20 protein-coding genes are annotated in these 24998 nt (G+C 63.0%); 10 read left to right on the top strand and 10 right to left on the bottom strand.

All coding sequences use genetic code 11. The annotated features are described in order from the left end of the window. The 3 genes from HGI47_RS19875 to HGI47_RS19885 all read right to left on the bottom strand — a co-directional run bounded on the left by HGI47_RS19875 (position 1) and on the right by HGI47_RS19885 (position 4314). Positions 1 to 1812 carry an acyclic terpene utilization AtuA family protein gene (locus HGI47_RS19875; RefSeq protein ID WP_168854518.1) on the bottom strand — a complete coding sequence of 604 codons (1812 nt, stop codon included), beginning with the start codon at positions 1810 to 1812 and terminating at the stop codon, positions 1 to 3. Further along, the gene (locus HGI47_RS19880; RefSeq protein ID WP_168854519.1) at positions 1805 to 3490 is read right to left on the bottom strand and encodes an FAD-dependent oxidoreductase; all 1686 of its coding nucleotides are present in this window, start codon (positions 3488 to 3490) and stop codon (positions 1805 to 1807) included. Before HGI47_RS19880 ends, HGI47_RS19875 begins: the two co-directional genes overlap by 8 nt. Before the next feature lie 173 nt (positions 3491 to 3663). Next, on the bottom strand, positions 3664 to 4314 hold the full coding sequence (locus tag HGI47_RS19885) for a TetR/AcrR family transcriptional regulator (RefSeq protein ID WP_168854520.1): 651 nt from the start codon (positions 4312 to 4314) through the stop codon (positions 3664 to 3666). A 123-nt stretch (positions 4315 to 4437) separates the two neighbouring features. Here HGI47_RS19885 and HGI47_RS19890 point away from each other — a divergent pair, with 123 nt between their 5' ends. Next, a complete protein-coding gene (locus HGI47_RS19890; RefSeq protein ID WP_168854521.1) occupies positions 4438 to 5520 on the top strand; it encodes a hypothetical protein in 1083 nt (360 codons plus the stop codon). Between the two features lie 184 nt (positions 5521 to 5704). Here the strand turns inward: HGI47_RS19890 and HGI47_RS19895 are convergent, their stop codons facing one another. Both HGI47_RS19895 and HGI47_RS19900 read right to left on the bottom strand, forming a co-directional pair. Then, complete coding sequence (locus tag HGI47_RS19895; protein WP_168854522.1) at positions 5705 to 6025, bottom strand: hypothetical protein; 321 nt, start codon at positions 6023 to 6025, stop codon at positions 5705 to 5707. A gap of 79 nt (positions 6026 to 6104) precedes the next feature. Beyond that, positions 6105 to 6830: a TetR/AcrR family transcriptional regulator gene (locus tag HGI47_RS19900; protein ID WP_168854523.1), complete on the bottom strand. Its 726-nt coding sequence runs from the start codon at positions 6828 to 6830 to the stop codon at positions 6105 to 6107. 157 nt (positions 6831 to 6987) lie between these two features. On the opposite strand from HGI47_RS19900, the gene HGI47_RS19905 reads away from it, so the two are divergent. Then, positions 6988 to 9213, top strand: a complete 2226-nt coding sequence (locus HGI47_RS19905; protein WP_168854524.1) for a glycoside hydrolase family 3 C-terminal domain-containing protein — start codon at positions 6988 to 6990, stop codon at positions 9211 to 9213. 31 nt (positions 9214 to 9244) lie between these two features. After that, the gene (locus HGI47_RS19910; RefSeq protein ID WP_168854525.1) at positions 9245 to 12355 is read left to right on the top strand and encodes an alpha-L-rhamnosidase; all 3111 of its coding nucleotides are present in this window, start codon (positions 9245 to 9247) and stop codon (positions 12353 to 12355) included. 4 nt (positions 12356 to 12359) lie between these two features. Here HGI47_RS19910 and HGI47_RS19915 read toward each other — a convergent pair whose 3' ends face one another. From HGI47_RS19915 to HGI47_RS19925, 3 genes are all read right to left on the bottom strand, one after another. Continuing rightward, on the bottom strand, positions 12360 to 13325 hold the full coding sequence (locus tag HGI47_RS19915) for an acyl-CoA dehydrogenase family protein (protein ID WP_168854526.1): 966 nt from the start codon (positions 13323 to 13325) through the stop codon (positions 12360 to 12362). Between the two features lie 14 nt (positions 13326 to 13339). After that, a complete protein-coding gene (locus HGI47_RS19920; protein ID WP_168854527.1) occupies positions 13340 to 14485 on the bottom strand; it encodes an acyl-CoA dehydrogenase family protein in 1146 nt (381 codons plus the stop codon). 95 nt (positions 14486 to 14580) lie between these two features. Further along, a complete protein-coding gene (locus tag HGI47_RS19925; protein WP_168854528.1) occupies positions 14581 to 15474 on the bottom strand; it encodes a LysR substrate-binding domain-containing protein in 894 nt (297 codons plus the stop codon). Between the two features lie 98 nt (positions 15475 to 15572). On the opposite strand from HGI47_RS19925, the gene HGI47_RS19930 reads away from it, so the two are divergent. Genes HGI47_RS19930 through HGI47_RS19945 form a run of 4 tightly spaced genes read left to right on the top strand, consistent with a single transcriptional unit; the run spans position 15573 to position 19955 of the window. Then, positions 15573 to 16379: a crotonase/enoyl-CoA hydratase family protein gene (locus tag HGI47_RS19930; protein WP_168854529.1), complete on the top strand. Its 807-nt coding sequence runs from the start codon at positions 15573 to 15575 to the stop codon at positions 16377 to 16379. Then, positions 16376 to 17599 carry a CaiB/BaiF CoA-transferase family protein gene (locus HGI47_RS19935; RefSeq protein ID WP_168854530.1) on the top strand — a complete coding sequence of 408 codons (1224 nt, stop codon included), beginning with the start codon at positions 16376 to 16378 and terminating at the stop codon, positions 17597 to 17599. Before HGI47_RS19930 ends, HGI47_RS19935 begins: the two co-directional genes overlap by 4 nt. Then, on the top strand, positions 17599 to 19035 hold the full coding sequence (locus HGI47_RS19940) for an aldehyde dehydrogenase family protein (protein WP_168854531.1): 1437 nt from the start codon (positions 17599 to 17601) through the stop codon (positions 19033 to 19035). The genes HGI47_RS19935 and HGI47_RS19940 overlap by 1 nt, the downstream gene beginning before the upstream one ends. A gap of 20 nt (positions 19036 to 19055) precedes the next feature. After that, positions 19056 to 19955 (top strand): NAD(P)-dependent oxidoreductase, encoded by a 900-nt coding sequence (locus tag HGI47_RS19945; protein ID WP_168854532.1) that lies wholly within the window; start codon positions 19056 to 19058, stop codon positions 19953 to 19955. Between the two features lie 55 nt (positions 19956 to 20010). Here the strand turns inward: HGI47_RS19945 and HGI47_RS19950 are convergent, their stop codons facing one another. Further along, positions 20011 to 20865, bottom strand: a complete 855-nt coding sequence (locus HGI47_RS19950; protein ID WP_168854533.1) for an SDR family oxidoreductase — start codon at positions 20863 to 20865, stop codon at positions 20011 to 20013. Positions 20866 to 20978: 113 nt separating this feature from the next. Further along, on the bottom strand, positions 20979 to 21374 hold the full coding sequence (locus tag HGI47_RS19955; protein WP_168854534.1) for a VOC family protein: 396 nt from the start codon (positions 21372 to 21374) through the stop codon (positions 20979 to 20981). Positions 21375 to 21631: 257 nt separating this feature from the next. Here HGI47_RS19955 and HGI47_RS19960 point away from each other — a divergent pair, with 257 nt between their 5' ends. The 3 genes from HGI47_RS19960 to HGI47_RS19970 all read left to right on the top strand — a co-directional run. Then, complete coding sequence (locus HGI47_RS19960) at positions 21632 to 23767, top strand: FAD-dependent oxidoreductase (protein WP_168854535.1); 2136 nt, start codon at positions 21632 to 21634, stop codon at positions 23765 to 23767. 27 nt (positions 23768 to 23794) lie between these two features. Then, the gene (locus HGI47_RS19965) at positions 23795 to 24790 is read left to right on the top strand and encodes an alpha/beta hydrolase (RefSeq protein ID WP_168854536.1); all 996 of its coding nucleotides are present in this window, start codon (positions 23795 to 23797) and stop codon (positions 24788 to 24790) included. Positions 24791 to 24861: 71 nt separating this feature from the next. Beyond that, positions 24862 to 24998, top strand: a 137-nt coding sequence (locus HGI47_RS19970) for an Lrp/AsnC family transcriptional regulator (protein WP_240950324.1), incomplete at its 3' end; no start/stop codon positions are given.

Raw genomic sequence — 24998 nt, forward strand, 5'->3', positions numbered from 1 at the left:
TTATCCCTTGTTTTGTTCAAGCAGCGCTGCGGGCACCTGCACCGGCATTTCCAGCAAGTGCTGCGCCATGCTTTTTGCAGCGGCATCGAAGCGGGGGGACAGGTTGATGCCTCCGCCCTGTGCGTCGTGCGCGACGAAGTTGATCGCGTGGATGCCGGGTACGTCGAACACTTCGACGCGGGCGCTGGCGGGATCATCGAACAAGTGGCGGTACCAGCCGGTTACGGCGCTTTCGGAAAGGCTGGCGCGTATCCACGGCAGGTAGGCCGGCTTGCGGGCGATGACGGCGGTGTTGAACAGCCGCCCCTTGTCGCCACTGCGCGCCCAGGCGAGGCGGATGAGGGGGACTTGCGTGAGGTCTGCCGCTGGTTCCGGCAATGGCGCGGGATAGAGCGGCAATGCGGACGGATCGAAGCCGGGGCGGACAGGATCGGTGAAATCGAGCGCCTCGCCATCGAGGCTCACTTGCGCAGTTACCCGGCTGCGCGCGATCAGGCCGAAGACCATACCGGTGAGCGGGAACGCGCGCGGGGCGGCCACGATGGGGGCGATGGAGGTGCCCTGCGCCATGTTCATGATGGCGGTGGTCTGTTCGCGCCCGAACAGCAGGCACGGCACTGGGTCGGCGTGATCGACCACGATCTTTAGCAGCACCTCGCGCGGGGAGAGCGGGCGGGCACGCGGGCCATAGGCGGTTTCGGTGCCGATGATCTCTACATGGGTCTGGCGAAAGGGTTGGTGGCCCTGCGCGTGCAGCATTGTGCCGACCCGTTCAAGCAGCGCATCGGCGGTGCGCTGCGCTTTGGCCACGGCATCGATGCCGGTGATGGGTATCAGCGCGACCGAGCGCCAGCCATCGTCATAAGTGCCGCACAGTTTCAGCGTTTCGGGCGCGGGGTGGCCCTTTGCGCCGCGCACCAACACGCGGTTCGGACCGACCTGTTCCAGCGTGATGCCGGTGAAATCGCAGGTCACATCGGGCACCATATAGGCGCGCGGATCGCTGACTTCGTAGAGCAGTTGTTCGGCAATCGTGCCGACCGAGACGAGGCCGCCTGTGCTTTCTGGCTTGGTGATGACCATGCTGCCATCGGCGTGGCATTCTCCCACCGGGAAGCCGATATTGGCCCAATCGGGCACGTCGCGCCAATCGGTAAACGTGCCGCCCGTGGCCTGCGCACCGCATTCGAGCAGGTGGCCCGAGACGGTTCCTGCGGCCAGCAGGTCGAGATCATCCGCGCCCCAGCCGAATTCGTGAATCAGCGGACCAAGGATCAGCGCGGAATCGACGACACGTCCGGTGATCACCACATCGGCCCCGGCATCAAGCGCGCGCGCGATGGGAAATGCGCCAAGATAGGCGTGAAGGCCGATGTCTCCGGAGGGCAGGTCTGCGCCGCTGAACATGTCGGTCAGCCCCTCTGCGCGCAATTGCGGGACGAGGTGTTCGGCATCATCGCCGGTGACGGTCGCCACGCGCAAGGCAAGACCCTGTTCGGCGGCGCGTTGGCGGATGACGGCGGCCAGACCTTCGGGGTTCATGCCGCCCGCGTTGGCGATCACGCGGATGCCGCGCGCCTTCAGTTCGGCAAAGTAAGGGCCGATATGGATATCGACGAAATCGGGCAGGAAGCCGGAAGCGGGGTTGGCCTGCTTCATCCGGCGGAACAGGCCCATTGCCCCCTCACCCAGATAATCGAAGGCGAGGTAGTTCAGATCGGGGACACGCAGCAGGCCGGGCACGGCAATGGCGCTATCGTTCAGCGCGCCGCTGGCCCCGCCGATGCGGACGACTTTCCGGCTTTCAGCCATTTGCGCCGGTCAGATCGCGGGCGGCAATGAAGCCGAAGGTCATGGCCGGGCCGATGGTGACACCTGCGCCGGGATAGCTTTCCCCCATTGCCGAAGCGGCATTGTTGCCCACGGCATAGAGTCCGGCGATGGGCTGGTCCACATCGTCCACCACTTGGGCGCGGCCATTGGTGCGCAGGCCGCCGTTGGTGCCGATATCGCCGGGGTAGATCGGCAGGGCATAGAACGGCCCTTCGGTCAGTGGGCGGAGGCAGGGATTGGGCTGATGGCGGTAATCGCCATACATCTTGTCGTAAGCAGCTTCACCGCGATGAAATTCGGGATCTTCGCCCTTGGCCGCGTGGGTGTTGAAGCGGGCGATCTGGGCTTCAAGTGTGGCGGGATTGACGCCCATTTGCTGTGCCAGTTCGGCAATCGTGCGGCCCTTTTTCAGGATGGTTTTCACAGCGCCTGCCTGAAGCCAGTCGGGCACCATCGGCAGCAGTGGTCCCATCGGGAATTGGTGGCGATAGCGATGGTCGAACACCATCCAGCTCGGCGAGGCATCGCGGTGCTCACGTTCGCGCCGGGCCATCTGCTGCCCGACGATATGATAGGAGGCGGCCTCATTGAGGTAGCGCTGCCCCTTCTGGTTAACCATGATGCAGCCGGGTAGCGCGCGTTCGATGGTGCAGAGCCGCCCGCGATCTTCGCCCGGAACGTAGAACACCGGTGCGGCCCATGCGGACTGCATGTTCATCGTGGCCGCGCCGATGGCTTGGCCTGCGCGGATGGAATCGCCAGTGTTGCTGGTGACGCCGCCCGAAAGGTGCGTCTTGGCATAGAGCGGGGCATGGGCTTCGCGCATCTGCTGGTTCTTGTCGAACCCGCCTGCGGCCAGAACCACGCCTTTGCGGGTGCGGATGCGGTAAGGTTTGCCATCCTTTTCCACCACGATGCCGATGACCTTGCCGCCCTCGGTGACGATCTCCTGCATCGGCGTTTTGAGCCATACGGGCACGCCCGCCTGATTGAGCGCCACGCGCAAACCCCCGGTCAGCGCATTGCCGAGCGTGAGGCGGCGGTCTTTTTTCGAAGTGAAGCGCAGCGGCCAGTCGAGCCAGTATTTGGCCATGTTGCGCATAAGCCCGGTCAGCCAGCCCTTGCCGCGATAGAGCAACTGATAGGTTTCCGCGAAAGTCCAGTTGAGATAGCCGAACAGGCTGGCGGCGGGCGACGGCAGGCGCTGCGTCTTCAGATCATCGCCCAGCAGCGTGCCGTCGAGCATTTCGGGCAGGTGCGTGCGGTATCCGGTAACCGATCCGCCGGGATTTTCGGCGTGGTAATCGGGGTATGGCTGCGCGGTATAGACCACCGGGGTGTTGGCGGTGACCCAGCGCAGCATGATCGCGGCGTTATCGACATAAGCGCGGATGTTTTCGTCGGGCACGTTGTCTGCCGAAAGGGCGCGGACATAGGTGAACGCATCGTCGAGATTGTCTTCAAACCCGGCGGCCTTGGCCTGATCGCTGCCCGGAATCCAGATGCCCCCGCCCGACGTGGCGCTGGTGCCGCCCCACAGCCTGTCCTTTTCGACGACCAGAACTTCGGCATGGTTCTTTGCCGCGACCAGCGCAGACAGCAGCCCGCCCGCGCCCGATCCGACGACGACGACATCGACTTCCTTGTTCCAGCTCATCGCCCTGCAATCCTGTGGCTGCAATTCTTTCAGGCGCCCCATTGGCGGGGCTTTCTCCCGGTGTTCAACGCAGTTGCCGCTATAAGGGGGCGAGTGTCAACACCATGCGTAGATTTTTAATCTATGGATTACGAAAATGTGCGATTTTCTGGCATTTTGGCCGCATGGTACGATTATTCGTCAGACATTGGCCTGCCAGATTGCCCCATTCCGCCGATGAAAGTGCGCAGCAGGGCCTTCTGCATGTCCATCAGTGGCCGATCCGTCGCGGGCTTGCCTGAAAGGCTTTCGATCAGCGGGGACGCCCAGAAGAAACCGAACAGCATGTTGAAGATCGCCACGGTCTGCACGGCCAGAATGCCATCCGACGATGGCACGCCTGCCTTGTCACTCAACTTCCGGCCATAGCCGACAAGGCGGCCAAGCCAATCGAGCGCAACCGGATCGGCCTGTCCTTCAGATGAAATTGCCGCGCGTACCAGCAGGCGCGCGATGTTGGAGTGTTGAGCCAGCAGATCGGTCATGCGGTCGGTCAGTTCATCGAACCTGTCGTCAGGCCCGGCCAGAATGGCGTCCATCAGATCGGTCATCGGTTTGAGCGCGCGTTCATAGACCTGCCGGTAGAGATCGTCCTTGCCGCTGAAGTGCTTGTACAGGCCGGGCTGCTGAAGGCCCGCCTGCGCGGCGATGTCGCGCAGCGAAGTGGCGCCATAGCCATGCTGCGCGAACAGCGCTTCGGCGACATCAAGTATGCGGTTGGCGGTGCGCTGGCCTTTGTTCATCGGCGCGGGATCAGGCGCAGGGGGCTTCATCGTGACGGTCATGAAGGCTGCATAGCGCAAGTCCGTGCAAATTCGCTTGCGTAAAAAGTTATCGACCTATAACTTTCGCTCACAGAGCCGGACGGGCGTGAATTGCGCTTGCGTTTTTGGCCAGAGGAGACAGCGATGCTTGATGAATCCCGCAGGCAATACCTTTCCGATATCCTGAAGCCGGTGTCCCCGCCGCGCGAGATCAGCAATCCCTTCACCGAAGAACAGAAGCGGCTGATGCTGGATGTGGTGCATGGCAAGGGGCCGTGGAGGCTGATTCTGGCGCAGCACTTTCCCACGGTAGAATCGCTGCTGGCCACGTTCGCTGGCGGCTTTCCTGAAGGCTTCACCCCCACGCTGGACATGTTCCTGACGCCGACATTCCGGGGTTTCTTCGCAAACTATTCGGCGCCGCTTTATCCTGAACTGCACGATGTGTTCTATAACGAAGCTTTCCTGAACCACGCCAAGGCCTATTGGGGGGCGCAATACGCCAAGCCGCAGATGATGCTGTTCAACGTGAACGGGCCTTGCGCCAACACCGATCCGGGGCATCTGGATACGCCCAGCTTCCGGGGTGTGCGCTATGAAAATTCGCCAACCTGGCTGTGCTCGATCATGGGCCGGTCCGGCCTGTTCCGTGACTATCTGATCAAGATGGCGCAGGTGATCACATGGTTCAGCCATGATGCCGAAAGCGGCTTTACCTATTGGCCCGAAGGCCCGCTGAAAAAGCCTGCGCGCGTGCAATCGCCCATCTATAACCGCGCGGTGGTGGTGCAGAACGAAATGCTGGTCCATCGCGGCGAAGCCAATGGCGCGCGCGACCGTCGCCGCCCGGAAGGGCTGGCCTTTGACAGCGTGTTTTCGGGCGACTCAGATGACCGCGATGGCTGGCTGGTGAAGACGGGCGATACGGTGATCGAACGCTATCGCACCGACGATCTGCGCTTCCTTGTCCACTGGTCTGCCGAAGTGTTCACCGACTTTGACGAGTTGAAAAAGAACATGGACGGCAGCGATAACCTGACGCACGAGCAGGCTATCGACATGCTGATCAAGGACGTGCGTTCGCGCGGCATCCAGATTGAAACGCCCAGCGATCCGTTGAATGACCCGGTTTTCATCCGTGCGCTGAACACTGCCTATGACTTTGGCGGACCGGCGGAATATCCGGCAGAAGCACCGGTGGATGCGCCGTTTGGCATGGCGGCTTGAGCTGTTAGGCGGGTAGTAAACCCACCCCCAACCCCTCCCGCTTGCGGGAGGGGAGCGAGACTTATCGAACCACAGGTGAGATTTAGTCGCAGCGGGGTGGGTTTTCCCGCTCCAAGGCAGAAAAAGGGCCGCAACCGTGGTGGTTGCGGCCCCTTTTTCATGCGCGGCGCATAAAGCGCAGCGCTTATTTCAGCTTGGCAAGATCGGCGTCGATCTGGGCAAGGCGCGCGTCGGTCACGTCTTCTGGCGCGTAGGTCTGCACGGCCTTGAGCGTCATCGAGCGGGCCATTTCGACCTGTTCGTTGGTCGTAAAGCCCGGAATGTGCTTTTCGACGATGGCCTTCGCGACGGGATCATCGAGCAGCGTGCCGATGTCGGTTTCGCCAGTGTTGTACTTGGGCTTTTCAGCGGAAGCCTGCGTCGCGGGCTTGGCCGGTTCGGCAGCCATCGCAGCAGCCGGGAGAGCCGCCGCTGCGAGAGTGGCGATAATGGCAATCCTGATCATGGTCATCCTCTCGGGACAGGGAACATCGCGAGTCTTGTCGCTGGCGCATTAAATGCACACTTGTGTTCGAATATCAAGCCTACCATGCACCCCAACCCCAGACGATCACATCGACGACGCGCTGGGCGAACATTTCCAGTCCTTGGGGCTTCTCGTCTTCATCACTGGCCGAAGCTGCGCCCTCCTGAATATGCGCGCCAGTAATTCCAGCCACCAGCAGCCTTGCGACAGCGGCGGGATCGCGCAGATTCCTGCCATCGCGCGCCGCTGCATCTTCGATATCGCGCGCAATCAGGCCGACGATATAGTCATAGCCGCGCACCCGCATCACATCGGCCAGCGCGGGAAAGCGTTCGCGAACAGACAGCACGAGGCGCTGCACTGCCAGCACATCGGGCCGGGCAAGCCAGGTGGCGATGATGGTGGCATGATGGCGCAGGCGCTGTTCGATATTATCGGTGAGCAAGGGATCGCTCAACGATGCTTCGGCAGACCAGTCTGCCACCGACCGTTCGATCACTGCCGTGAAAAGGGCCTCTTTCGAAGCATAGCGCGCATAGAGCGTGCCTTTGGAAACACGCGCTTTTTCAGCAACCTGCTTCATGCCCACGGCATCGAAGCCATCGGCAAGGAACATTGCGCGCGCGGCGTCTACAATCGACCGGTCGATTGACGAGACTTGTTCCGCTGTAGGCCGCCCGCGCATCGGCTGGTGCGTGGCGGCGGCCGCTGAGGCCGTCTTTGTCGTGGATTTCCGGGCGTTTTTGGTGGGCGCATTCATGGCCAGCGCTTGTTCCATAGGCATGGCTGCCGCGCAAGCGTGCAGGCTTTGCGGGCAAGATTAATCGAACACGTGTGATCTATTACTTGACTCCATCCCTTGCCTTGCGACACATCCGCACGGACGACGTGGGGGCAACGCCTTTGCACGCACCGGGATCGAGGAACGGGACATGCAGCCAATGATACGCCTGACCTGCACTGCGGCGCTGATCGCGCTGGGCAGTACGGCATTGACCGGGGCCGGGGCGAGCGCGCAAGAGCGCCGGCCTTCTGCCGATGAAGCGCAGATGCGCGCCGAACGCACGCTGGCGCAGATGACGCAGGACGAAAAAGTCCAGTTGATCCACGGCACGATGGCGGTTGTGGTTCCAAAGCCAAGGCGTCCGCGTGATATGCCGATGGGCGCGGGCGTGATTGCCGGTGTGGAACGGCTGGGCATTCCCCCGCAATACGCCACCGACGCCAGCCTTGGCATCTCGAACATCATGGACATGCGCAAGGGCGATGTGGCCACGGCCCTGCCATCGGGCCTGTCGCTGGCATCGACGTGGAACCCGGCGCTGCTGCGCGCAGGCGGGCGGATGATCGGGTCAGAGGCGCTGGCCAAGGGCTTTAACGTGATGCTGGCGGGCGGCGTCAATCTGGTGCGCGATCCGCGCGCGGGGCGCAATTTCGAATATCTGGGCGAAGACCCGTTGCTGGGCGGGGTGCTGGTAGGCGCGCAGATCGAGGGTATCCAGTCCAACGGCATCATCGCCACGATCAAGCATTTTGCGCTCAACAATCAGGAAACCGGGCGCGCCACGGCTTCGGTAAACATGGGCGAGGCCGCGATGCGCGAAAGCGATCTGCTGGCCTTCCAGATCGGGATCGAGCGGGGCGATCCGGGATCGGTGATGTGCTCGTACAACAAGGTGGGCGGCATTTATGCCTGCGAAAACAGCTTCATGCTGAATGATGTGTTGCGGCGTGACTGGGGCTTCAAGGGCTATGTCATGTCCGATTGGGGTGCGGTCCATTCGACCGAAGCGTTGCTGGCCGGGCTGGATCAGCAATCGGGCGAAACGGTGGACGCAAAGCGGTGGCTCTCCACCGAATTGCGGCCCAAGCTCGCCGATGGCAGAATCCCGGCGGCGGCGCTCGATACGGCGGTGAAGCGCATTCTTTGGGCGATCTATGCCAAAGAGCTGGACAAGACGCCGTTGGGGCCAAAGCCCATCGATTATGCAAAGAATGCCGAGGTGGCATTGCAGGCCGCGCGCGAGGGGACGGTGCTGTTGCGCAATGAAGGCGCGCTGCTGCCGCTGGCAAAAACGGTGCGGTCGGTCGTTGTCATTGGCGGCAAGGCGAACCTTGGCGTCCCTTCGGGTGGCGGGTCGAGCCAGGTGGTGCCGGTGGGTGGCTTCCGCGTGATCGAGAAGTTGAGCGATGGTGCCGCAGCGGTCTTTTCGCGCCGGGCATGGGGCGGCTCGGTGCCGCTTGCGGCGCTTCAGGGCGCTTTAGGTGGTGTTCAGGTGACCTATCTGGATGGCAGCGATGCACAGGCCGCAGCGGTGGCGGCAAAGGCGGCGGACGTTGCCATCGTCTTTGCCACCAAGTTCAGCACCGAGGCCGAGGATCAGGCGGACCTTGTACTGGATGGCGCGCAGGATGCGCTGATCGATATGGTCGCCAGCGCCAATCCGCGCACCGTAGTGGTGCTGGAAACCGGCAATCCGGTGGCGATGCCGTGGCTGGGCAAAGTGCCCGTCGTGCTTTCTGCATGGTATTCGGGGCAGCGCGGGGCCGATGCGATTGCCGATATCATCGCGGGCACGGTGAACCCATCGGGCCGTTTACCGGTGACCTTTCCGGCCAGCGTGGCGCAGTTGCCCAATCCGAAGCTGCCCGGCGCGGACCTTCCGCCGCCGAGCAAGGAAGACAAGATCCGGTATGGCGTGAACACCAACAGCCCACCGTTCAACATCACTTATCCCGAAGGATCGGACGCGGGATATCGCTGGTTTGATCGCACGGGCCAGAAGCCGCTGTTCGCCTTTGGGCACGGGCTGTCCTACACCATGTTCCGCTATTCGAGGCTGAAAGTGAAAGGTGGGCGGACGCTGCGCGCCAGCTTTACCGTGACCAATACCGGCGGGCGCGAAGGGGCGGATGTGCCGCAGGTCTATGTCACTCTGCCGGGCAAGGCGCGGCGGCTGGTCGGCTGGGACAAGCCCATGCTGAAACGGGGCGAAAGCCGCACGATCACGGTCATGGCCGATCCGCGCCTGCTGGCTGATTTCGATATGCCCAGCCAGCGCTGGGTGGTGAAGCCGGGCAAGGTGAAAGTGGAACTAGCGCGGTCTGCCACGGAGCCTGTGTTGAGCACGCAGGCCACGCTTTCGGCCCAGAAGCTGAAGCCCTGAACATCGCAAGAATGGCGGCGGGAGAGATGAAATGAAGGTCAACAGGCGCGAAGCCATTGCCATCGGCATTGCTGGCGCGGGCGCGGCTGTAGTTCCCTTGCGGGCGATGGCGGCACCGGCGCAGATCGAGCCTTGCGCGTGTGCGGGTTGGATAACCCGCTGGCGCTCGGCGATGCGACGCCGCGGTTTGCATGGAAGCTGGGCGGTGATGGTCGGGCGGGCCAGGAGGCCTACCGCGTGTGCGTGGCGCGCAGTGAGGCAGACCTTGCCAGTGGCCGCGACCTTGTGTGGGACAGCGGACGGGTGGAAAGCGCTGCGGGCGTGGATATTGCCTTATGCCGGGCCGCAATTGCCATCGCGCAGCCGCGTGTGGTGGCAGGTGGAAGCGTGGACCAAAGGCAGCCGCCAACCACTGAGCAGCGCGCCCGCGATGTGGGAAACGGGCCTTTCGCCGCAGGACTGGCAGGGCGAATGGATCGCCAGCGAAACGCTGGTGGCAAAGGCTGATCGGGAAGCCGGGCTGCACTGGATGTCCAGCCCGGAACGGCAGAAGGTGGGGCAGCGTTGCGCGTTTCGCTGGACGTTTGATCACCCCGGCGGCGCGGCAGAGTTTTGCGCCACGCTGCATGAACTGACCGGAGTGTGGATCAACGGCCAGCCCGCGCCCGAACCGCGCGATGGCCCCGCGCGCCACACCGAAATGGCCGTGTGGCCGGTCACGCTGAACAAGGGGCGCAACGTCATCGCAATCGAAGGCAGCCGTCAGGGCAGCTTTGGCGTGCCGCCTTGCGTGCTGGCGGCGCTGTTGCGGCATGGTGCCGGGCTGGCTGACCGGATGACTTCTGCCAGCGCTGGCTGGAAAACGCTGCTGGACGCACCCGAAGGCTGGCAGGCGTCGCAATTCGATGATTCCGGCTGGGTGGCTGCGATTCCGGCCAAGGGGGTCTTGCCGATTGGCGAACCCTGGCCGCTAACGCCTGCCAGCCGCTTGCGCCACGCCTTTACGATAGATCGCCCGATCCGCGCCGCGCGGCTTCATGCCACGGCGCTGGGCATCTATCAGCCGTGGATCAATGGCGCGGCGATTGCCGACCGTAAGCTGGCGCCGGAGTTCACCGATCCGTCGAAGCGCGTGCTGTACCAGACCTATGACGTGACCGCGCTGGTCAAACCCGGCGCGAACCTGCTGGGCATGGTGGTGGGCGATGGCTGGTATGGATCGCGGTTCAGCACATCGGCGCGCTTTGCCTTTGGGCCAGCACCGTGCCGGATGCTGTGCCAGCTTGAGATCGAGCATGGCGACGGATCGCGCAGCGTGATCGCCAGCGGTGGGAACTGGCAGATTGCCGATGCCGAAGTGCTGGAGCATTCGCTTTACGATGGCGAAATTCACGATGCGCGCGCTGAACAGGCTGGATGGGCCAGTGCCGGTGGGCCGGATAAAGGCTGGCGCGCGGCAAGCGTCGTGGCGGCTCCGGCCATTCCGGCCGATCCGCAGCGCTGCCCGCCGATCAAGGTTCTGGAAACGCGCAAGGCGGCAAGCGTAAAGCGGCTCGGCGCAGGGCGCTATGTGCTGGATTTCGGGCAGAACTTTGCAGGCTTTCCGCGTCTGACCATCAGCGCACCGGAAGGCACGCGCATCGAAATGCGCTTTGCCGAAATGCTCAAAGCCGATGGATCGGTGGATCAGGCCAATCTGCGCAGCGCCAAGGCGCGCGATATCTATATCGCCGCAGGGCGCGGGCGAGAGGTCTATGAGCCGCGCTTTACCTACCACGGCTATCGCTATGCCGAGATTATGGGCGTGCCGGACGATACGGGCGCGTGGAGCCTTGAAGGGCTTGTCGCCTATCAGGACTTGCCGCTGACGGCAGAGCTTTCGTGCGGCGATCCGGTGATCGAAAAGTTCTGGCGCAATTCGGTGTGGAGCCAGAAGTCCAATTTCTATGGCCTGCCCACCGATTGCCCGCAGCGGGACGAGCGGCTGGGCTGGATGGGCGATGCGGCGGTTTTCTGGCCTGCGGCGGCGTGGAACATGGATGTAACCGCCTTTACCGCGCGGGTGATGGAAGATGCGCGCCTTTCGCAAAGCGCCAAGGGGGCGTTCCCCGATTGCATCCCGCCGTTTGTGCCGACGATGAAACTGTCCTCGCCCGGCTGGGCCGATGCGGGCGTGATCCTGCCGCACACATCGTGGATGCAGAACGGCGATACTGGTGTGATCCGCGCCAACTGGGCGGCGATGGAAGCCTATATGGTGTGGATCGAGGCAGCCAATCCCGATCACGTCTGGCGCAAGCAGCGCGGTGCCGATTATGGGGACTGGCTTTCGGTCGATGCGCCAACCGCCAATCCCGGCGCGCCGACCACGCCCAAGGATCTGCTGTCCACCGCCTATTGGGCTAGCGATGCCACGATGATGGTGCAGATGGCGCAGGCGATTGGCGATCAGGCGGCGATGACGCGCTATCGCGCCCTGTTCGATGCCATCCGCACCGCGTTCAATGCGGCATTCGTGGGTGCTGATGGCAAGATCGGCAACGGCAGCCAGACCGGCATGGTCGTGGCAATCCGCTTTGGCCTGCTTTCGCCTGAAGCCATGCGTGCGGCGGGCGGGGCGCTGGCGGCGGATATTGCGCGGCGGGGCAATCACCTGTCGACCGGGTTCCTTGGCACGCCGCATATCCTCGATGCGCTGGCGATGGCCGGACAGGAAGATATGGCGATCACGCTGCTGACCCAGCGCACTTTCCCATCGTGGGGCTACATGGTGGAAAAGGGCGCGACGACGATGTGGGAGCGCTGGAACAGCGATCAGGGCGATACCGGCATGAACAGCCGCAACCACTATGCCTTTGGCGCGATTGGTGACTTTCTGTTCAGGCGGGTGGCGGGGATTGCAGCGGCATCGCCCGGCTTTGGCAGGGTGCGCATCGCACCGATCATGTCGCCCGCACTGGGGCGGGGTGGCGTGACCTATCGCAGCGTGCGCGGCACGATCCGAACCGCGTGGACGGCAAAGGACGGGCAGTTCCGGCTGGACGTGGAACTGCCGGGCGGCGTGGATGGCGACGTGGTGTTGCCGGGCGGACGCACGGCGCGCGCGGTGGCCGGGCCGAACCGCTTTTCGGGGAAGCTCTGACCGTTCAGGCGAAAACCGAATGGCGCAGCCAGTCTACGCTGGTTTCTGCACCCGCAAGGCGCGCTGTGCCGAGAAGCTGCGCCCAATAGCTTTCCGAACCATCGGCCACGCGCCATCCGTGCAGGCGGCGGGTGAGCAGTTGCAGATCGTATTCCGCGCTGATTCCGATGGCGCCATGCACGGCATGGGCGGTGGCGGCGATGCGCGGGGCGGCGGATGAGGTGGTGATCTTGGCCGTAGCGGCGACGGGCATCGGCACGTCGATCCCGTGGGCAGCGCCCACTTGCGCGGCGATACGGCAGGCGATCATGTCTTCGGCCATGATGGCGAGCATCTGCTGAAGCGATTGCTGGCGACCAATCGGCTTGCCAAACTGGACCCGCTCAGCCGCGTAGGCCGTGGTCAGATCGCACAGGCGCGCGGCAGCTCCGGCGATCAGGCAGGCGCGCAGTACGGCGGCAATGGCGCGTAAGGTAGCGGTTGGGCGCGGCAGCGTGGGGCCTTGCGGAATGCCGGATAGGCGCGCCGCGAGCGAATGGGTGACGCCCGTTGGAGCGGGAGACATTTCCGCAATGCTGCACAGCATCAGCGCTTCGCCGGTAGCGACGAGGGCGTGTTCCGCCACCAGACCGCAGGGCACCGGCTGCGCCACTGCGGTAACAAGCACGATTGGCCCATCGGGCGCGGCCACGCCAGCCTGTGCCAACAGCGCGCGGGCAACCATCGTTTCGGCCACAGGCAGCGGCACGGCGTGCGCGCCAAGCGCGGCGATCAGCGGTTCGATATCGGCAAGTGCAAGCCCTGGCCCGCCGTGCTCTTCGGCCACCAGCGCATCGAGAAAGCCGGATTGGGCGATTTCCTGCCATAGCGGCGCGGCGGATTCGCCTGCTTCGATGGCGCGGACCACCGCAGGCGGGCAAGCGGCCTCCAGCATACGGACGAAGGGTTCGAGAAGTTCTTGGCTTTCCATGATTTCCGGTTCCTTCACCGCAGGCCCATGCCGCGCGCGATGATGCCACGCAGAATCTCGCGTGTACCGCCGCGCAGGCTGAAACTGGGGGCGATGTGCGTGACATACATCAGCGTGCGGTAAAGCTCTTCGCTCACCGGCTCGTCCGGGTGGGCGGCCAGATCGTCGGCTATCACCACGGGCAATTCCTGTTCGAAACCGGTGCCGCGATCCTTGACAATGCTGGCTTCCACCACCGGGCTTTCCCCCGCCACAAGCCGCGCGGTGCAGGCGATGGACATGGCGCGCAAAGTGGCGAGTTCTGTCGTAAGGCGGCCCACAAGCGCGGCGGCGGTGTTACGCCTGGCAACCTGCATATGCCTGACCCAAGCATCAAGCAGCACGACGCTGGAATAGATGCGTTCCGGGCCTGATCGTTCAAAGGCGAGTTCGGCCACGACCTGTTTCCAGCCCTCCCCCTCCTTCCCGATCAGCGCGTCTTCGCCCAGTTCCACGTTTTCGAAGAACACTTCGGCAAAGTGGGCATCGCCGGTAAGATCGACGATGGGACGGACGGTGACGCCGGGGGCTTTCAGATCGACAATAAGCTGCGAAAGGCCTGCCTGACGGTCTGCCGAAGTGCCCGATGTGCGGACCAGCGCGATCATGTAGTCCGAATGCATGGCATTGGTGGTCCAGATCTTCTGGCCATTGACCACCCAGCCCTTGTCCGTGCGGTCAGCGCGGGTCCGCACGCTGGCAAGGTCTGAGCCTGAGCCGGGTTCGCTCATGCCGATGCAGAACAGTTGTTTCCCCCGGCAGATTGCGGGAATGTGCTTGTGGCGCTGCGCCTCGGTGCCGAAGTTCAGGAGCAGCGGTGCGCTTTGACGGTCGGCAATCCAGTGCGCCGCAACCGGCGCGCCTGCACTCAGCAGTTCTTCCACCACGACGAAGCGCGCGAAGGGGCCTTTTCCCTGCCCGCCATAGGCTTTTGGCAGGGTCAGCCCAAGGAAACCGGCTTCACCCAATGCGCGGCTGAAATCGGCGCTGAAGCCTTGCCATGATCGTGCGCGGCGGTCGAGCGGGAGGGCGGCAACGTGGCGCGCGATAAAGGTGCGGATCGCAGGCCGCAGCGCTTCGTCCTCGACCGGAAGAGCGGCAAGCGTCAGGGTATCGAACACGGGGGACAGGCTCCTTTCCCGGCGGCAAGCTGCATGGCCTGCCTTTCCGCCGATGGATGCGCCTGAGGCTGGTGTGATTCAAATATTTAATTCGGTCATTTCGATAGTGATTGAATATCAGTGGCGCTTTCCAGCGCGGTTCTGGTGAAGTTGCGTGCGAGCGGTGAGGCATCGGCAGCGCGGGCCATGCCCATTGCAATCGGGATCGCATCGTCCAGCGCCACGATGCGCACGCCCGGCCCTGCAAAGCGGGCACTGCGCGCCGGGATCAGGGCTACCCCCAGCCCGGCTTCGACAAGGCTGAGGATGGTCTGCACCTGCACCGCCTCTTGCGCGACCAATGGCGTAAAGCCCGCGCGGTGGCAGGCCAGCCGGATCGTGGCGTGTAGCACGCTAACCGGGCTGTAGATGATGAAGGCGCGATCTGACAGCGCGCTGAGCGGCACCACCTTGCGCCGTGACAGCACATCATCGTGCGGGATCACGGCCACCAGCACATCGCGTTCGATCACGTCGATTGTGACGGGTGCGGAATCCATCACAGGCAGGCGGACCAACCCGACATCGAGGCGGCGCGCGGCAATGGCTCGGACGATCTCGACGCTGTTCATCTCTTCCAGCGCCAGTTCCACTTGCGGGTAGGCCTGCCGGAAGGGAGAAACGATGCGCGGCAGCAGATCGCCAATGGCCGATCCGATAAAGCCTACCGATAGCCTTCCGCGCAAGCCCGCAGCGCCTTGCCGCACTGCATCGCGCACCTGTTCTGCTGCCGCCAGTGCCGCGCGCGCCGGGCCAAGTGCGGCCTGCCCGGCGGCGGTCAGGCGCACGCCGCGCGGATCGCGGTCAAACAGGGCAACGCCAAGGTCTTCTTCCAGTTTGCGGATCGCAACTGTCAGCGGCGGCTGCGAAATGTGCAGGCGTTCTGCCGCGCGGTGGAAGTTCAGCGTTTCGGCAAGCGCGCTGAAATAGCGGAGTTGGCGCAAGTCCATGATATATGCTCACTATCAATAATCGGAAAATCAATATTAGCCTGTCGCGTGTGTCTGTCCTAGCCATTTCGCACAAGAAAACCGCAGAGGAAGCCCCGATGGCCGAAGCCCCATTCCTGCTGATCGAACGCGATGGTCCCGTCGTGATCGTCACGCTTAACCGCCCCGATACGCGCAACGCCATTTCGGAAACCGCGCATAGCGAGGAAATCGCAGAGTTCTGCGCGCGCACCACGCGCGACATGAGCGTTCGCGCGGTCGTGCTGACCGGCGCGGGCAAAGCGTTTTGCGCGGGCGGAAATGTGAAGCACATGGCGGAAAAGGCCGGGATGTTCGGCGGATCACCTTTCTCGATCCGCAACCAGTATCGCACCGGCATCCAGTTGATCCCTTCTGCGCTGTATGAACTGGAAGTGCCGGTGGTGGCTGCGGTGAACGGCCCTGCCATCGGCGCGGGGTTGGATCTTGCCTGCATGGCCGACATCCGCGTGGCATCGGAAAAGGCGCTCTTTGCCGAAAGTTTCGTCAAGCTGGGCATCGTGCCCGGCGATGGCGGCGCATGGTTGCTGCCGCGCGTGATCGGCATGGCGCGCGCCAGCCTGATGACGCTGACCGGCGATACCATCGATGCGGCCCAGGCGCTGGAATATGGCCTTGTGAGCGAAGTGGTTGCACCCGAACAGGTCTTGACGCGCGCGGTAGAAATCGCGCGCTCGATTGCGGCGAACCCCGGCCATGCCACGCGCATGGCCAAGCGCCTGCTGCGCGAAGGGCAGGACATGAAGCTGGCCCCGCTGCTGGAACTGTCCGCCGCATACCAGGCGCTGGCGCACCATACGCAAGATCACCACGAAGCGGTCGATGCATTCCTTGAAAAGCGCGCGCCGGAGTTCAGGGATCAATGATAGGCGCGCTCTCAGGGATCAAGGTGCTGGACCTGTCGCGCGTGCTGGCCGGGCCGTGGTGTTCGCAAGTGCTGGGCGATCTTGGCGCAGACGTGATCAAGGTGGAACAGCCGGGCCAGGGTGACGATACCCGCAAATGGGGGCCGCCCTTCCTTGATGATGGCAGCGGCGATTCCGCGTATTATCTGTGCGCCAATCGCAACAAGCGCTCGGTCGCGATCAACATGGCTGACCCTGAAGGCGCAGACCTGATCCGCAGGCTGGCGGCGGATGCGGATATCGTGATCGAGAATTTTCGCGTGGGCGGACTGGCCAAATATGGGCTGGATTACGATGCCCTGCGCGCGATCAAGCCCGACCTGATCTACCTTTCGATCACCGGCTTTGGCCAGACCGGCCCTTTGCGCGACAATGGCGGGTATGACTTTCTTGTGCAGGGCATGAGCGGGCTGATGAGTGTGACCGGGTTGCCCGATGGTGAGCCGGGCGGCGGGCCGATGAAAGTGGGCATTCCGATCAGCGATCTGACCACCGGGCTTTATGCGGCGATTTCGGTTCTAGCCGCGCTGAACCATCGCCACGCCACGGGCGAAGGGCAGCGCATCGATCTGGCGTTGCTGGATACGCAAGTGTCGCTGTTGGCCAATCAGGCGTCGAACTGGATGAACGGCGGCATGGTGCCGCGCCGCTTGGGCAACCAACACCCCAACACCGTGCCCTATCAGGATTTCGCCTGCGCCGATGGCAGTATTCTGGTGGCGCTGGGCAATGACCGGCAGTTCCGTGCGTTTACGGCGCTGATCGGATTGCCCGAACTTGCCGACGATGATCGTTTTGCGATCAGCGGGGCGCGCAGCGTCAATCGCGATGCCCTGCTGGCGCAGATGCGCCGGGCCATCGCGCGCTGGAAATCGGACGATCTGATTGCCGCGATGGAAGCGGCCAAACTGCCGGGGGGCAAGGTCAACGAAATTCCCGACGTGCTGTTGCATCCGCAGATCGAGGCGCGCGGGCTCGTGCAAGACATGGCGCGGGCAGACGGAACGCCGTTGAAAGTGCTGGGCTTTCCCGCGCAGCTCTCCGCCTCCCCCGCCACATATCGCCATGCGCCTCCGCGTTCGGGTGAAGACACGTTTTTGGTCCTGTTTGATAAGTTAGGACTGACTCAAAATGAAGTTGAGCGTCTGGCCAAGGCTGGCGTGATTGCGGAAAGGCTGTGATGAAGGGCGCGAATTACATCGACGGGCGCTGGGTTGAAGGTGCCGTGCCGTTCGAAACGGTGAACCCTTCGGACCTTGACGAAACGGTCGGCAGCTACACCAAGGTTGGCGAGGCAGAGGTGCGCGCGGCAATGGCAGCGGCCCGCCGCGCCCAGCCCGCATGGGGGGCATTCAACATGCAGTCGCGGGCCGATATTCTCTACAAGGCGGCAGACCTGATCAAAGCGCGCGCAAAGGACATCGGCCTGCTGCTCAGCCGCGAAGAGGGCAAGACTCTGCCCGAAGGTGTGGGCGAAGCGCTGCGCGCGGCGCAGTGCTTTCAATATGCCGCTGGCGATGGGGTGCGCGCGCAGGGCGAATGGTACAATTCGATGCGCGATGGCTTCAACGTGCTGGTCACGCGCGAACCGGTGGGCGTGGTGGCCGCGATCACGCCGTGGAACTTCCCGATTGCGCTGCCTTCGTGGAAAGTGGCGGGCGCGCTGGCCTATGGCAATTCGGTGGTGCTCAAACCCAGCAGCTTCGTGCCGGGCTGCGCGGTTATGCTGGCGCAAATCCTGGAAGAAGCGGGCGTGCCTGCGGGCGTGTTCAATCTGGTGATGGGTGATGGCCGCGCGACGGGCAACGTGATGATCGATGAGGCCGATGCGCTGACCTTTACCGGCGGCACCGCCACCGGCCGCACTGTTCTGGCCCGCGCGGCTGAAACGATGACCAAGTGCCAACTTGAACTGGGTGGCAAAAATGCGCTGGTCGTGCTGGACGATGCGGACCTTGATCTGGCCGTCGAAATCGCCAGCAATGGTGCGTGGATCCAGACCGGACAGCGCTGCACTGGCACCGAACGCCTGATCGTGACGCGCGGCATCCATGACGCTTTTGTCGAACGCATGGCCAGGATTGCGGGCAGCTATCGCGTGGGTCACGCGCTGGATGCCGATACCCAGATCGGCGCGGTCGCCAACGTGCAGCAATTCAACGAGAACCTGCAATTCGTGGCCGATGCCAAGGCCGAAGGCGCGCAAGTTGTGGCGGGCGGCGGCGCGGTAGAAGGCCGCACGCGCGGGTTGTTCATGGCACCGACTTTGCTGATCGGCACGAAAGCCGGGTGGCGTTGCAACCAGCATGAATCCTTCGGCCCGATTGCCTCTGTCATCATGGTCGAAGATCTGGACGAAGCGATCCACGCGGCCAATGCCTGCGAATACAAGCTGTCATCGGGCATCGCCACGACCAGCCTGAAGAACGCCGAACGGTTCCGCAAGGCATCGCAGGCCGGCATGGTCACGGTAAACACGCCCACAGCGGGGCTTGAATATCACGTCCCCCTCGGCGGGCGGGCACCATCGGGATACGGCCCGCGCGAGACAGGCACTGCGACCGCCGATTTCTTCACCGAAAGCAAGACCAGCTACATCAATCACGGCGCGATCTGAACGCGCGGACGGAGAGAGACATGACCACAGTCGGATATATCGGCTTGGGTGCGATGGGCCTGCCACTGGCCAGGCATTTGACGCGCAAGGGCTTTGATGTGATCGCCTATGACATCGATCCGGTACGCGCCGATGCCATCGTTGAACTGGGTGGGCGCAAGGCTTTTTTAGTAGCCGAAGCGGCGCAGGGCGTTGACGTGGTGGTCACCTGCCTGCCTGCCACACCGCATGTCGAAGCGGTGGTGCTTGGGCCTGATGGCGCGCTGGCGCAGATGACGCCGGGCACACTGCTGCTGGACATGTCGACCATTGATGCCAACGGCACCGATCGTGTTGCCAAGGCCTGCGCGGACAAGGGAGTGGCCTTCGTCGATAGCCCCATCGGTCGCCTCGTGCTTCATGCCGAACGGGGGGAATCGCTGTTCATGGTGGGGGCCAGCGATGCTGATTTCGCGCGGGTCGAACCGCTGCTGCGCGCGATGGGCAAGGACATCATGCGCTGCGGAGGTCAGGGCATGGGCAGCCGGATGAAGCTGGTGAACAACTTCCTGCTGCTGACCATCGCGCAAGTCAGTGCCGAGGCGGTGGCGCTGGGCACGCGGCTGGGCCTTGATATCGATACGATCCTTGAAGTGACCGGCAGCACCACTGCGCAGAACGGGCAGTTGCACACGCTGATGGTCAACAAGGTGCTGAAAGGCGATACCGTGCCGGGCTTTACCATCGACCTTGCGTTCAAGGATATGACGCTGGCGATGACCGCAGCGGCAGAGAACCGCATGGGCCTGCCAGTGGGTGCAGCGGCGCACGCCGTCTATGGCGGGGCGCGGGCGGTGCCGGAGTTTGCGACAAAGGACTATTCGGCGCTGCTCGAATGGGCCTGCCGCAACGCTGCTATCGATACGCCGCGCACGGCCTAAACCGCGAGGCGGGCCGGTGACGATGCCCGTCGCCACGCCCGCCTTTCAGCATCGATCAATCGACCGCGATCTGGCGGGCAAGATCTGGCATGATCGGCGGGGTCTGGTCCTGCAGGAATCTGATGCGGCCTGCGATGATCTGCTCGCTCATCTCTGGCTGGCTATGCACCCAGAATTTGTTTTCGGCCATCTGTTCAAGGAACAGGCGGCAGCCTTCATCAAGGTCCATGCCGTAATCGCGCATCATTTCGAACATGGCACGGCGGTGGTTGGCGGCGTTGCCTGGTTCGCCCGCGCCCGCTTCCGCGTTGAAGATATTGGTGCGCATCATGCCCGGCACGATGGCCGAAACGTGGATGGGCAGGTTCTTCAGCTCCATTTCAAGATAGAGGCATTCGCTGAAAGCCTGCACCGCGTGCTTGGTGACGGTATAGGCCGTCTGCCCCGGCATCTGCCCGAATGCGCCGACCGACGAAAGATTGCCGATCCATGCTTCCTTTCCGCTGGCGATGATGCGCGGCACGAATGCACGCGCGCCGTGGATCACGCCGTGGACGTTGATGTTCAACGTCGCTTCCCAGCGTGCTGTGGGCACTTCCCAGGTGTTGCCAACGGTTTCGATACCGGCGTTGTTGATCAGCAGGCGCACTTCACCGTGACGATCGAACACCAGTTCGGCCAGTCGGTCGAGTTCGTCGGGCACGGAAACGTCTACCCTTGCGGCCTCTGCCTTTCCTCCGGCAGCGGTGATGGCGGCAACGGTTTCGGCAGCGGCGGCCTCGTTGATGTCGGTGACGACAACGGTCATCCCCAATGCGCCCGCACGCCTGGCAAGGCCCGCGCCTATGCCGGATCCGGCACCAGTAATAACGGCAACGCCACCATCGAAAACGTCTTTATCCCGCGCCATTGCGCTGTTCTCCCGAAAATGGCGCGCTGCTGCTGCATGGCATGGCCCGCCGATTATAAGTATTCACTGACTATCATTCCGTGGCAAAGTCAGCCGCTCAAAAGCGATATCGATCAGTGTGCAATCATCTGCACGTTTTCACACAGGGCGCCTTCGGGGTCGGTCGAAAAGACCACGCGCACGCCGTGATCGGCCTCTTCGCGGATCGGGCCGACCAGTTTGCCACCACTGGCGGTAACTTTCCCGACCAGCGCGTCCAGATCTTCGACGACGAAGCCCAGAATTACCTGCTGATCGCGCGGCGCATCGCGTTCGGTAAAGTTGAACATGACCAGCGAACCGCGCGTCCAGTCACCACCGGGGGCCAGAATCACTTCGCGAAAGGGTTCGCCATCGCTGCAGCCGGCAACGCGCTGCACTACGCCATAGCCATAGACGGCCATGTAATAGGTGGCCATCGCCTCCTCATCGCGGCAGATCAGCTTGGTAAAGGTTGAAAGTGCGGTCATATTGAAATGCTCCTCCGTCCCGGCCTGACAGGTTATGCACGGACTAGCAGATTCCGTTGTAGTTATCCTTGATTATCGTAGATCAATCGCGCATTGATTACGCAATGACAAGCTGAAAGGCGCATTGAGAGGATAAATGCGGGTGAATCCGCGCGAATGGCTTGACGTGGGTCATTCCGATGAAACGCACCTCCCCCTCAACGATGTGTCGGCCAACAAAGCCATCATCCGGCAATTTTGCGAGAAAGACTGCGCCCGTGTTCTCCAATCTCTATCCGCACCTGCTCTCACCCGGCCGCATCGGCCCGATGGAGTTGAAAAACCGCATTGCCGTGACCGCAATGGGGGTCAGCCTTTCGGAAGATGATGGTACCGTGGGCGAACGCATGATCGCCTATCATGAAGAGCAGGCCAAGGGTGGCGCAGCGCTGATCATTTCGGGCGTTACCGGCGTGGCCTGGCCGGTCGGCGCGGTGGCGATGCAGCAGACCGCGATTTCGGATGACAAGTTCATCCCCGGTCTGAAAGAATTGACCGACCGCGTTCACGCAAACGGCGCAAAGATCGCGGCGCAATTGCATCATGGAGGTTTCGTGGCTGCGTATAGCCATGCGCGGTGGGGGCATCCGCTGTGGGGACCAGCCGTGCCGCCTCCGCCCAAGGGCAATTTCACCGATTATTTCCTGATGGAAGAACTGGCTCCGCTGGCCGGGATGAAATCGCCGCAGCTAAAAATTCTGGAGAAGGACGACATCGCCGTTGCTGTTCGCCAGTTTGCCGAAGGCGCGCGCCGCGCCAAGCAGGCCGGGTTCGATGGCATCGAAATCCACGCAGGGCACGGCTATCTGTTGTCGTCGTTCACTTCGCCCTATACCAATTCGCGAACCGACGAATATGGCGGCAACCGCGAAAACCGGCTGCGCCTGACGCTTGAGGTGATTGCGGCGATCCGGGCCGAAGTTGGCCCCGATTACCCGGTGTGGATCAAGATCGATTGGCGCGAAGTGGGCAAGCCGGGTGGCATTACGCTGGATGATGCCATCGCCAATGCCAAAATGGTCGAAGCGGCAGGCGTCGATGCCATCACCATCACAGCCTATCACGATACCAGCGTTGGCAAGCTGCATTCGGAATCGAACATTCCGCATCTGGAAAACTGGAACCTTCCGGCCACTGCCGATATCCGCAAGGCGGTGAACATCCCGGTGATCGGATCGGGCCGGATCGAAGTGGACAGCGCCGAAAGCGCCATCAGCAAAGGCGAAGCTGATTTTATCGCGATGGGCCGCAAATTGCTGGCCGACCCGCATCTCCCGCGCAAGTTGACCGAAGGGCAGACCGAAAAAGTGCGCCCTTGCGTCTATTGCTACACCTGCGTTTCGGCCATCTACATGGGCGAACCGGCACGCTGTGCGGTGAACGCGGGGCTTGGCTTTGAATTTGAAGCCGAACCGGCAGCGGCAGGAGCGAAGCCGAAGCACGTCGCCGTCATCGGCGGCGGGCCGGGCGGCATGGAATCCGCGCGCAGGCTGGCCGCGCTGGGCCACAACGTGACGCTGCTGGAAAAATCGGATCGTCTGGGCGGCACGCTGCGCTTTGCCAGCCTTGCCTATGAACCCAACGAACGCATTCTCGAATGGCTGCGGCGCGAGGTAAAGGAAGCGGGCATCGAAGTGCGTCTGTCCACGGTGGCTACGCCCGAACTGCTGCGCGCGATGAAGGTGGACGCCGTGATCGTTGCCACGGGGGCCACGCGCGGGATGCCGCCGATTGCCGGGGGCGATCAGGATCACGTCTATTCGGGCGATGACATGCGCCGGATGATGCTGGGCGAAAGCTCTGACGAGTTGAAGCGCAAGACCGGCCTGTTCACGCGCCTTGCCACCAAAGTCGGCGCGGCCACCGGGGCCACCGCCAATCTGGCGCTGGTGCGCAAGGCCACGCACGCATGGATGCCGCTGGCCGATACGGTCACCATCATCGGTGGCGAACTGGTTGGCCTCGAACTTGCCGAATTCCTCAGCGAACGTGGGCGAACCGTCAACGTCATCGAAGAAGCGCCGCGTCTTGGCAAGGGGCTTACGCTGGTGCGTCGTATGCGCCTGCTGGCCGAACTGAGCGAACATGGCGTCGGCCTGCACGGCGGCGTGAGCGGGATCGAGATCGGCACCGACAGCGTGAGCTTTACCGACATGTCCGGCGTGCGCCAGACAGTGCCTGGCGGAAACGTGATCGTGGCAAAAGGCGCGGAAGGCGACCTGTCGCTGGCCGATGCGCTCAGTGCAGAAGGCTTTGCCGTCCATGCCATCGGTGATGCCACCGGCGTCGGCTATATCGAAGGCGCAATGCGCGGCGCGCGCAATGCGGTGCGCGCCGTGGCGCAGGCTGCCTGACCGTATCGTGGCTTAAAGGATGACGTGATGCGCAGCTACAAGGTTGAAAACGGCGTGGTCGATCTGGGCAGGGTCAGGCTCGACGTGCCCGATACCATCAGCGAGGAGGCCAAAGCCTATCTCCGCTTCGATCCCAACCAGCAGATGCCCGAAGACGCGCCGCCAGTGCCGATGTGGCTGATGCGCGAACCGCTGGCCCCGATGTTCGAATGGCTGAACCAGCAGGCGCTGGAAGCTTTTCCCTGCGACATCGCGGAAACTGCCATAGATGGCGTGCGCTGCCACCGGATCACGCCGAAGGGCGGCGTCCGCCATGCCGGGAAGTTGCTGATCAACTTGCACAGCGGCGGCTTCGTGATGGGGTCAGGCTCGCTGGTCGAAGCCATCCCGATCGCGGCGGAAACCGGTTGCGAAGTGATCGCCGTGGACTATCGGCTCGCCCCGGAACACCCCTTCCCCGCTGCCGTGGACGATATCATTGCGGTGTATCGCGATGCTCTGAAGACTTATGCAGCCAATGATATCATCCTGTTTGGCACATCGGCGGGGGGATTTCTTACCGCAATGGCGATCATGCGGTTCAAGAAGGAAGGCTTGCCGCTGCCCGCTGCCTGCGGCGTCTTCACCGCTGGCGGCGACGTGACGCAACTGGGCGATACTTTCAATTACCTGACGCTATCGGGCTTTTATGGCCACCTTGGCGCAAAGCTGGACGATCCGCAGTGCGAACGCGGCGTGTTCGTTGGGAATGCAGATCGCAATGATCCGCTGCTCGCACCGATCAAGGGCGATCTGTCGGACTTCCCGCCAACGCTGTTGATCACCGGCACGCGCGATGCCGTGCTGAGTTCCGCCGCCCTGTTCCACCGCGCGCTGCGCAAGGCCGGGCGCGATGCCGATCTGCATGTGTTCGAAGCCATGCCCCACGGGTTCTGGTTCAGCGTCGCCATGCCGGAATCGCGCGATGCGATTGATCTGATGGCGCGGTTCTTCGAACGCCATCTTGGCATCGGCGCGGCGTGAAGCATCCCCCGGAAGAGCGGCGGGCCATTCGTAAGCAGCCCGCCATGCCGCGCAATCCGCAAGGTCTGACAATGGCAATCGACGCGACGGACATAGCGATCATCCGCGAATTGCGGGCGAATGGTCGCGCGAACAACCAGCAGATTGCCGAGACGCTTGGTTTGACGGCGACGACGGTATCGACGCGCATTCGGCGGATGGAGGATGC

The organism is Novosphingobium sp. ERN07 (assembly GCF_012641335.1).
In the GTDB taxonomy this organism is placed as follows: Bacteria; Pseudomonadota; Alphaproteobacteria; order Sphingomonadales; family Sphingomonadaceae; genus Novosphingobium.

What these genes read in the sequence shown, in the direction of transcription:
- HGI47_RS19875 (WP_168854518.1), bottom strand. Translation starts at nt 1,812, where the DNA reads ATGGCTGAAAGCCGGAAAGTCGTCCGCATCGGCGGGGCCAGCGGCGCG.
- HGI47_RS19880 (WP_168854519.1), bottom strand. Translation starts at nt 3,490, where the DNA reads ATGAGCTGGAACAAGGAAGTCGATGTCGTCGTCGTCGGATCGGGCGCG.
- HGI47_RS19885 (WP_168854520.1), bottom strand. Translation starts at nt 4,314, where the DNA reads ATGACCGTCACGATGAAGCCCCCTGCGCCTGATCCCGCGCCGATGAAC.
- HGI47_RS19890 (WP_168854521.1), top strand. Translation starts at nt 4,438, where the DNA reads ATGCTTGATGAATCCCGCAGGCAATACCTTTCCGATATCCTGAAGCCG.
- HGI47_RS19895 (WP_168854522.1), bottom strand. Translation starts at nt 6,025, where the DNA reads ATGATCAGGATTGCCATTATCGCCACTCTCGCAGCGGCGGCTCTCCCG.
- HGI47_RS19900 (WP_168854523.1), bottom strand. Translation starts at nt 6,830, where the DNA reads ATGCCTATGGAACAAGCGCTGGCCATGAATGCGCCCACCAAAAACGCC.
- HGI47_RS19905 (WP_168854524.1), top strand. Translation starts at nt 6,988, where the DNA reads ATGATACGCCTGACCTGCACTGCGGCGCTGATCGCGCTGGGCAGTACG.
- HGI47_RS19910 (WP_168854525.1), top strand. Translation starts at nt 9,245, where the DNA reads ATGAAGGTCAACAGGCGCGAAGCCATTGCCATCGGCATTGCTGGCGCG.
- HGI47_RS19915 (WP_168854526.1), bottom strand. Translation starts at nt 13,325, where the DNA reads ATGGAAAGCCAAGAACTTCTCGAACCCTTCGTCCGTATGCTGGAGGCC.
- HGI47_RS19925 (WP_168854528.1), bottom strand. Translation starts at nt 15,474, where the DNA reads ATGGACTTGCGCCAACTCCGCTATTTCAGCGCGCTTGCCGAAACGCTG.
- HGI47_RS19930 (WP_168854529.1), top strand. Translation starts at nt 15,573, where the DNA reads ATGGCCGAAGCCCCATTCCTGCTGATCGAACGCGATGGTCCCGTCGTG.
- HGI47_RS19935 (WP_168854530.1), top strand. Translation starts at nt 16,376, where the DNA reads ATGATAGGCGCGCTCTCAGGGATCAAGGTGCTGGACCTGTCGCGCGTG.
- HGI47_RS19940 (WP_168854531.1), top strand. Translation starts at nt 17,599, where the DNA reads ATGAAGGGCGCGAATTACATCGACGGGCGCTGGGTTGAAGGTGCCGTG.
- HGI47_RS19945 (WP_168854532.1), top strand. Translation starts at nt 19,056, where the DNA reads ATGACCACAGTCGGATATATCGGCTTGGGTGCGATGGGCCTGCCACTG.
- HGI47_RS19950 (WP_168854533.1), bottom strand. Translation starts at nt 20,865, where the DNA reads ATGGCGCGGGATAAAGACGTTTTCGATGGTGGCGTTGCCGTTATTACT.
- HGI47_RS19955 (WP_168854534.1), bottom strand. Translation starts at nt 21,374, where the DNA reads ATGACCGCACTTTCAACCTTTACCAAGCTGATCTGCCGCGATGAGGAG.
- HGI47_RS19965 (WP_168854536.1), top strand. Translation starts at nt 23,795, where the DNA reads ATGCGCAGCTACAAGGTTGAAAACGGCGTGGTCGATCTGGGCAGGGTC.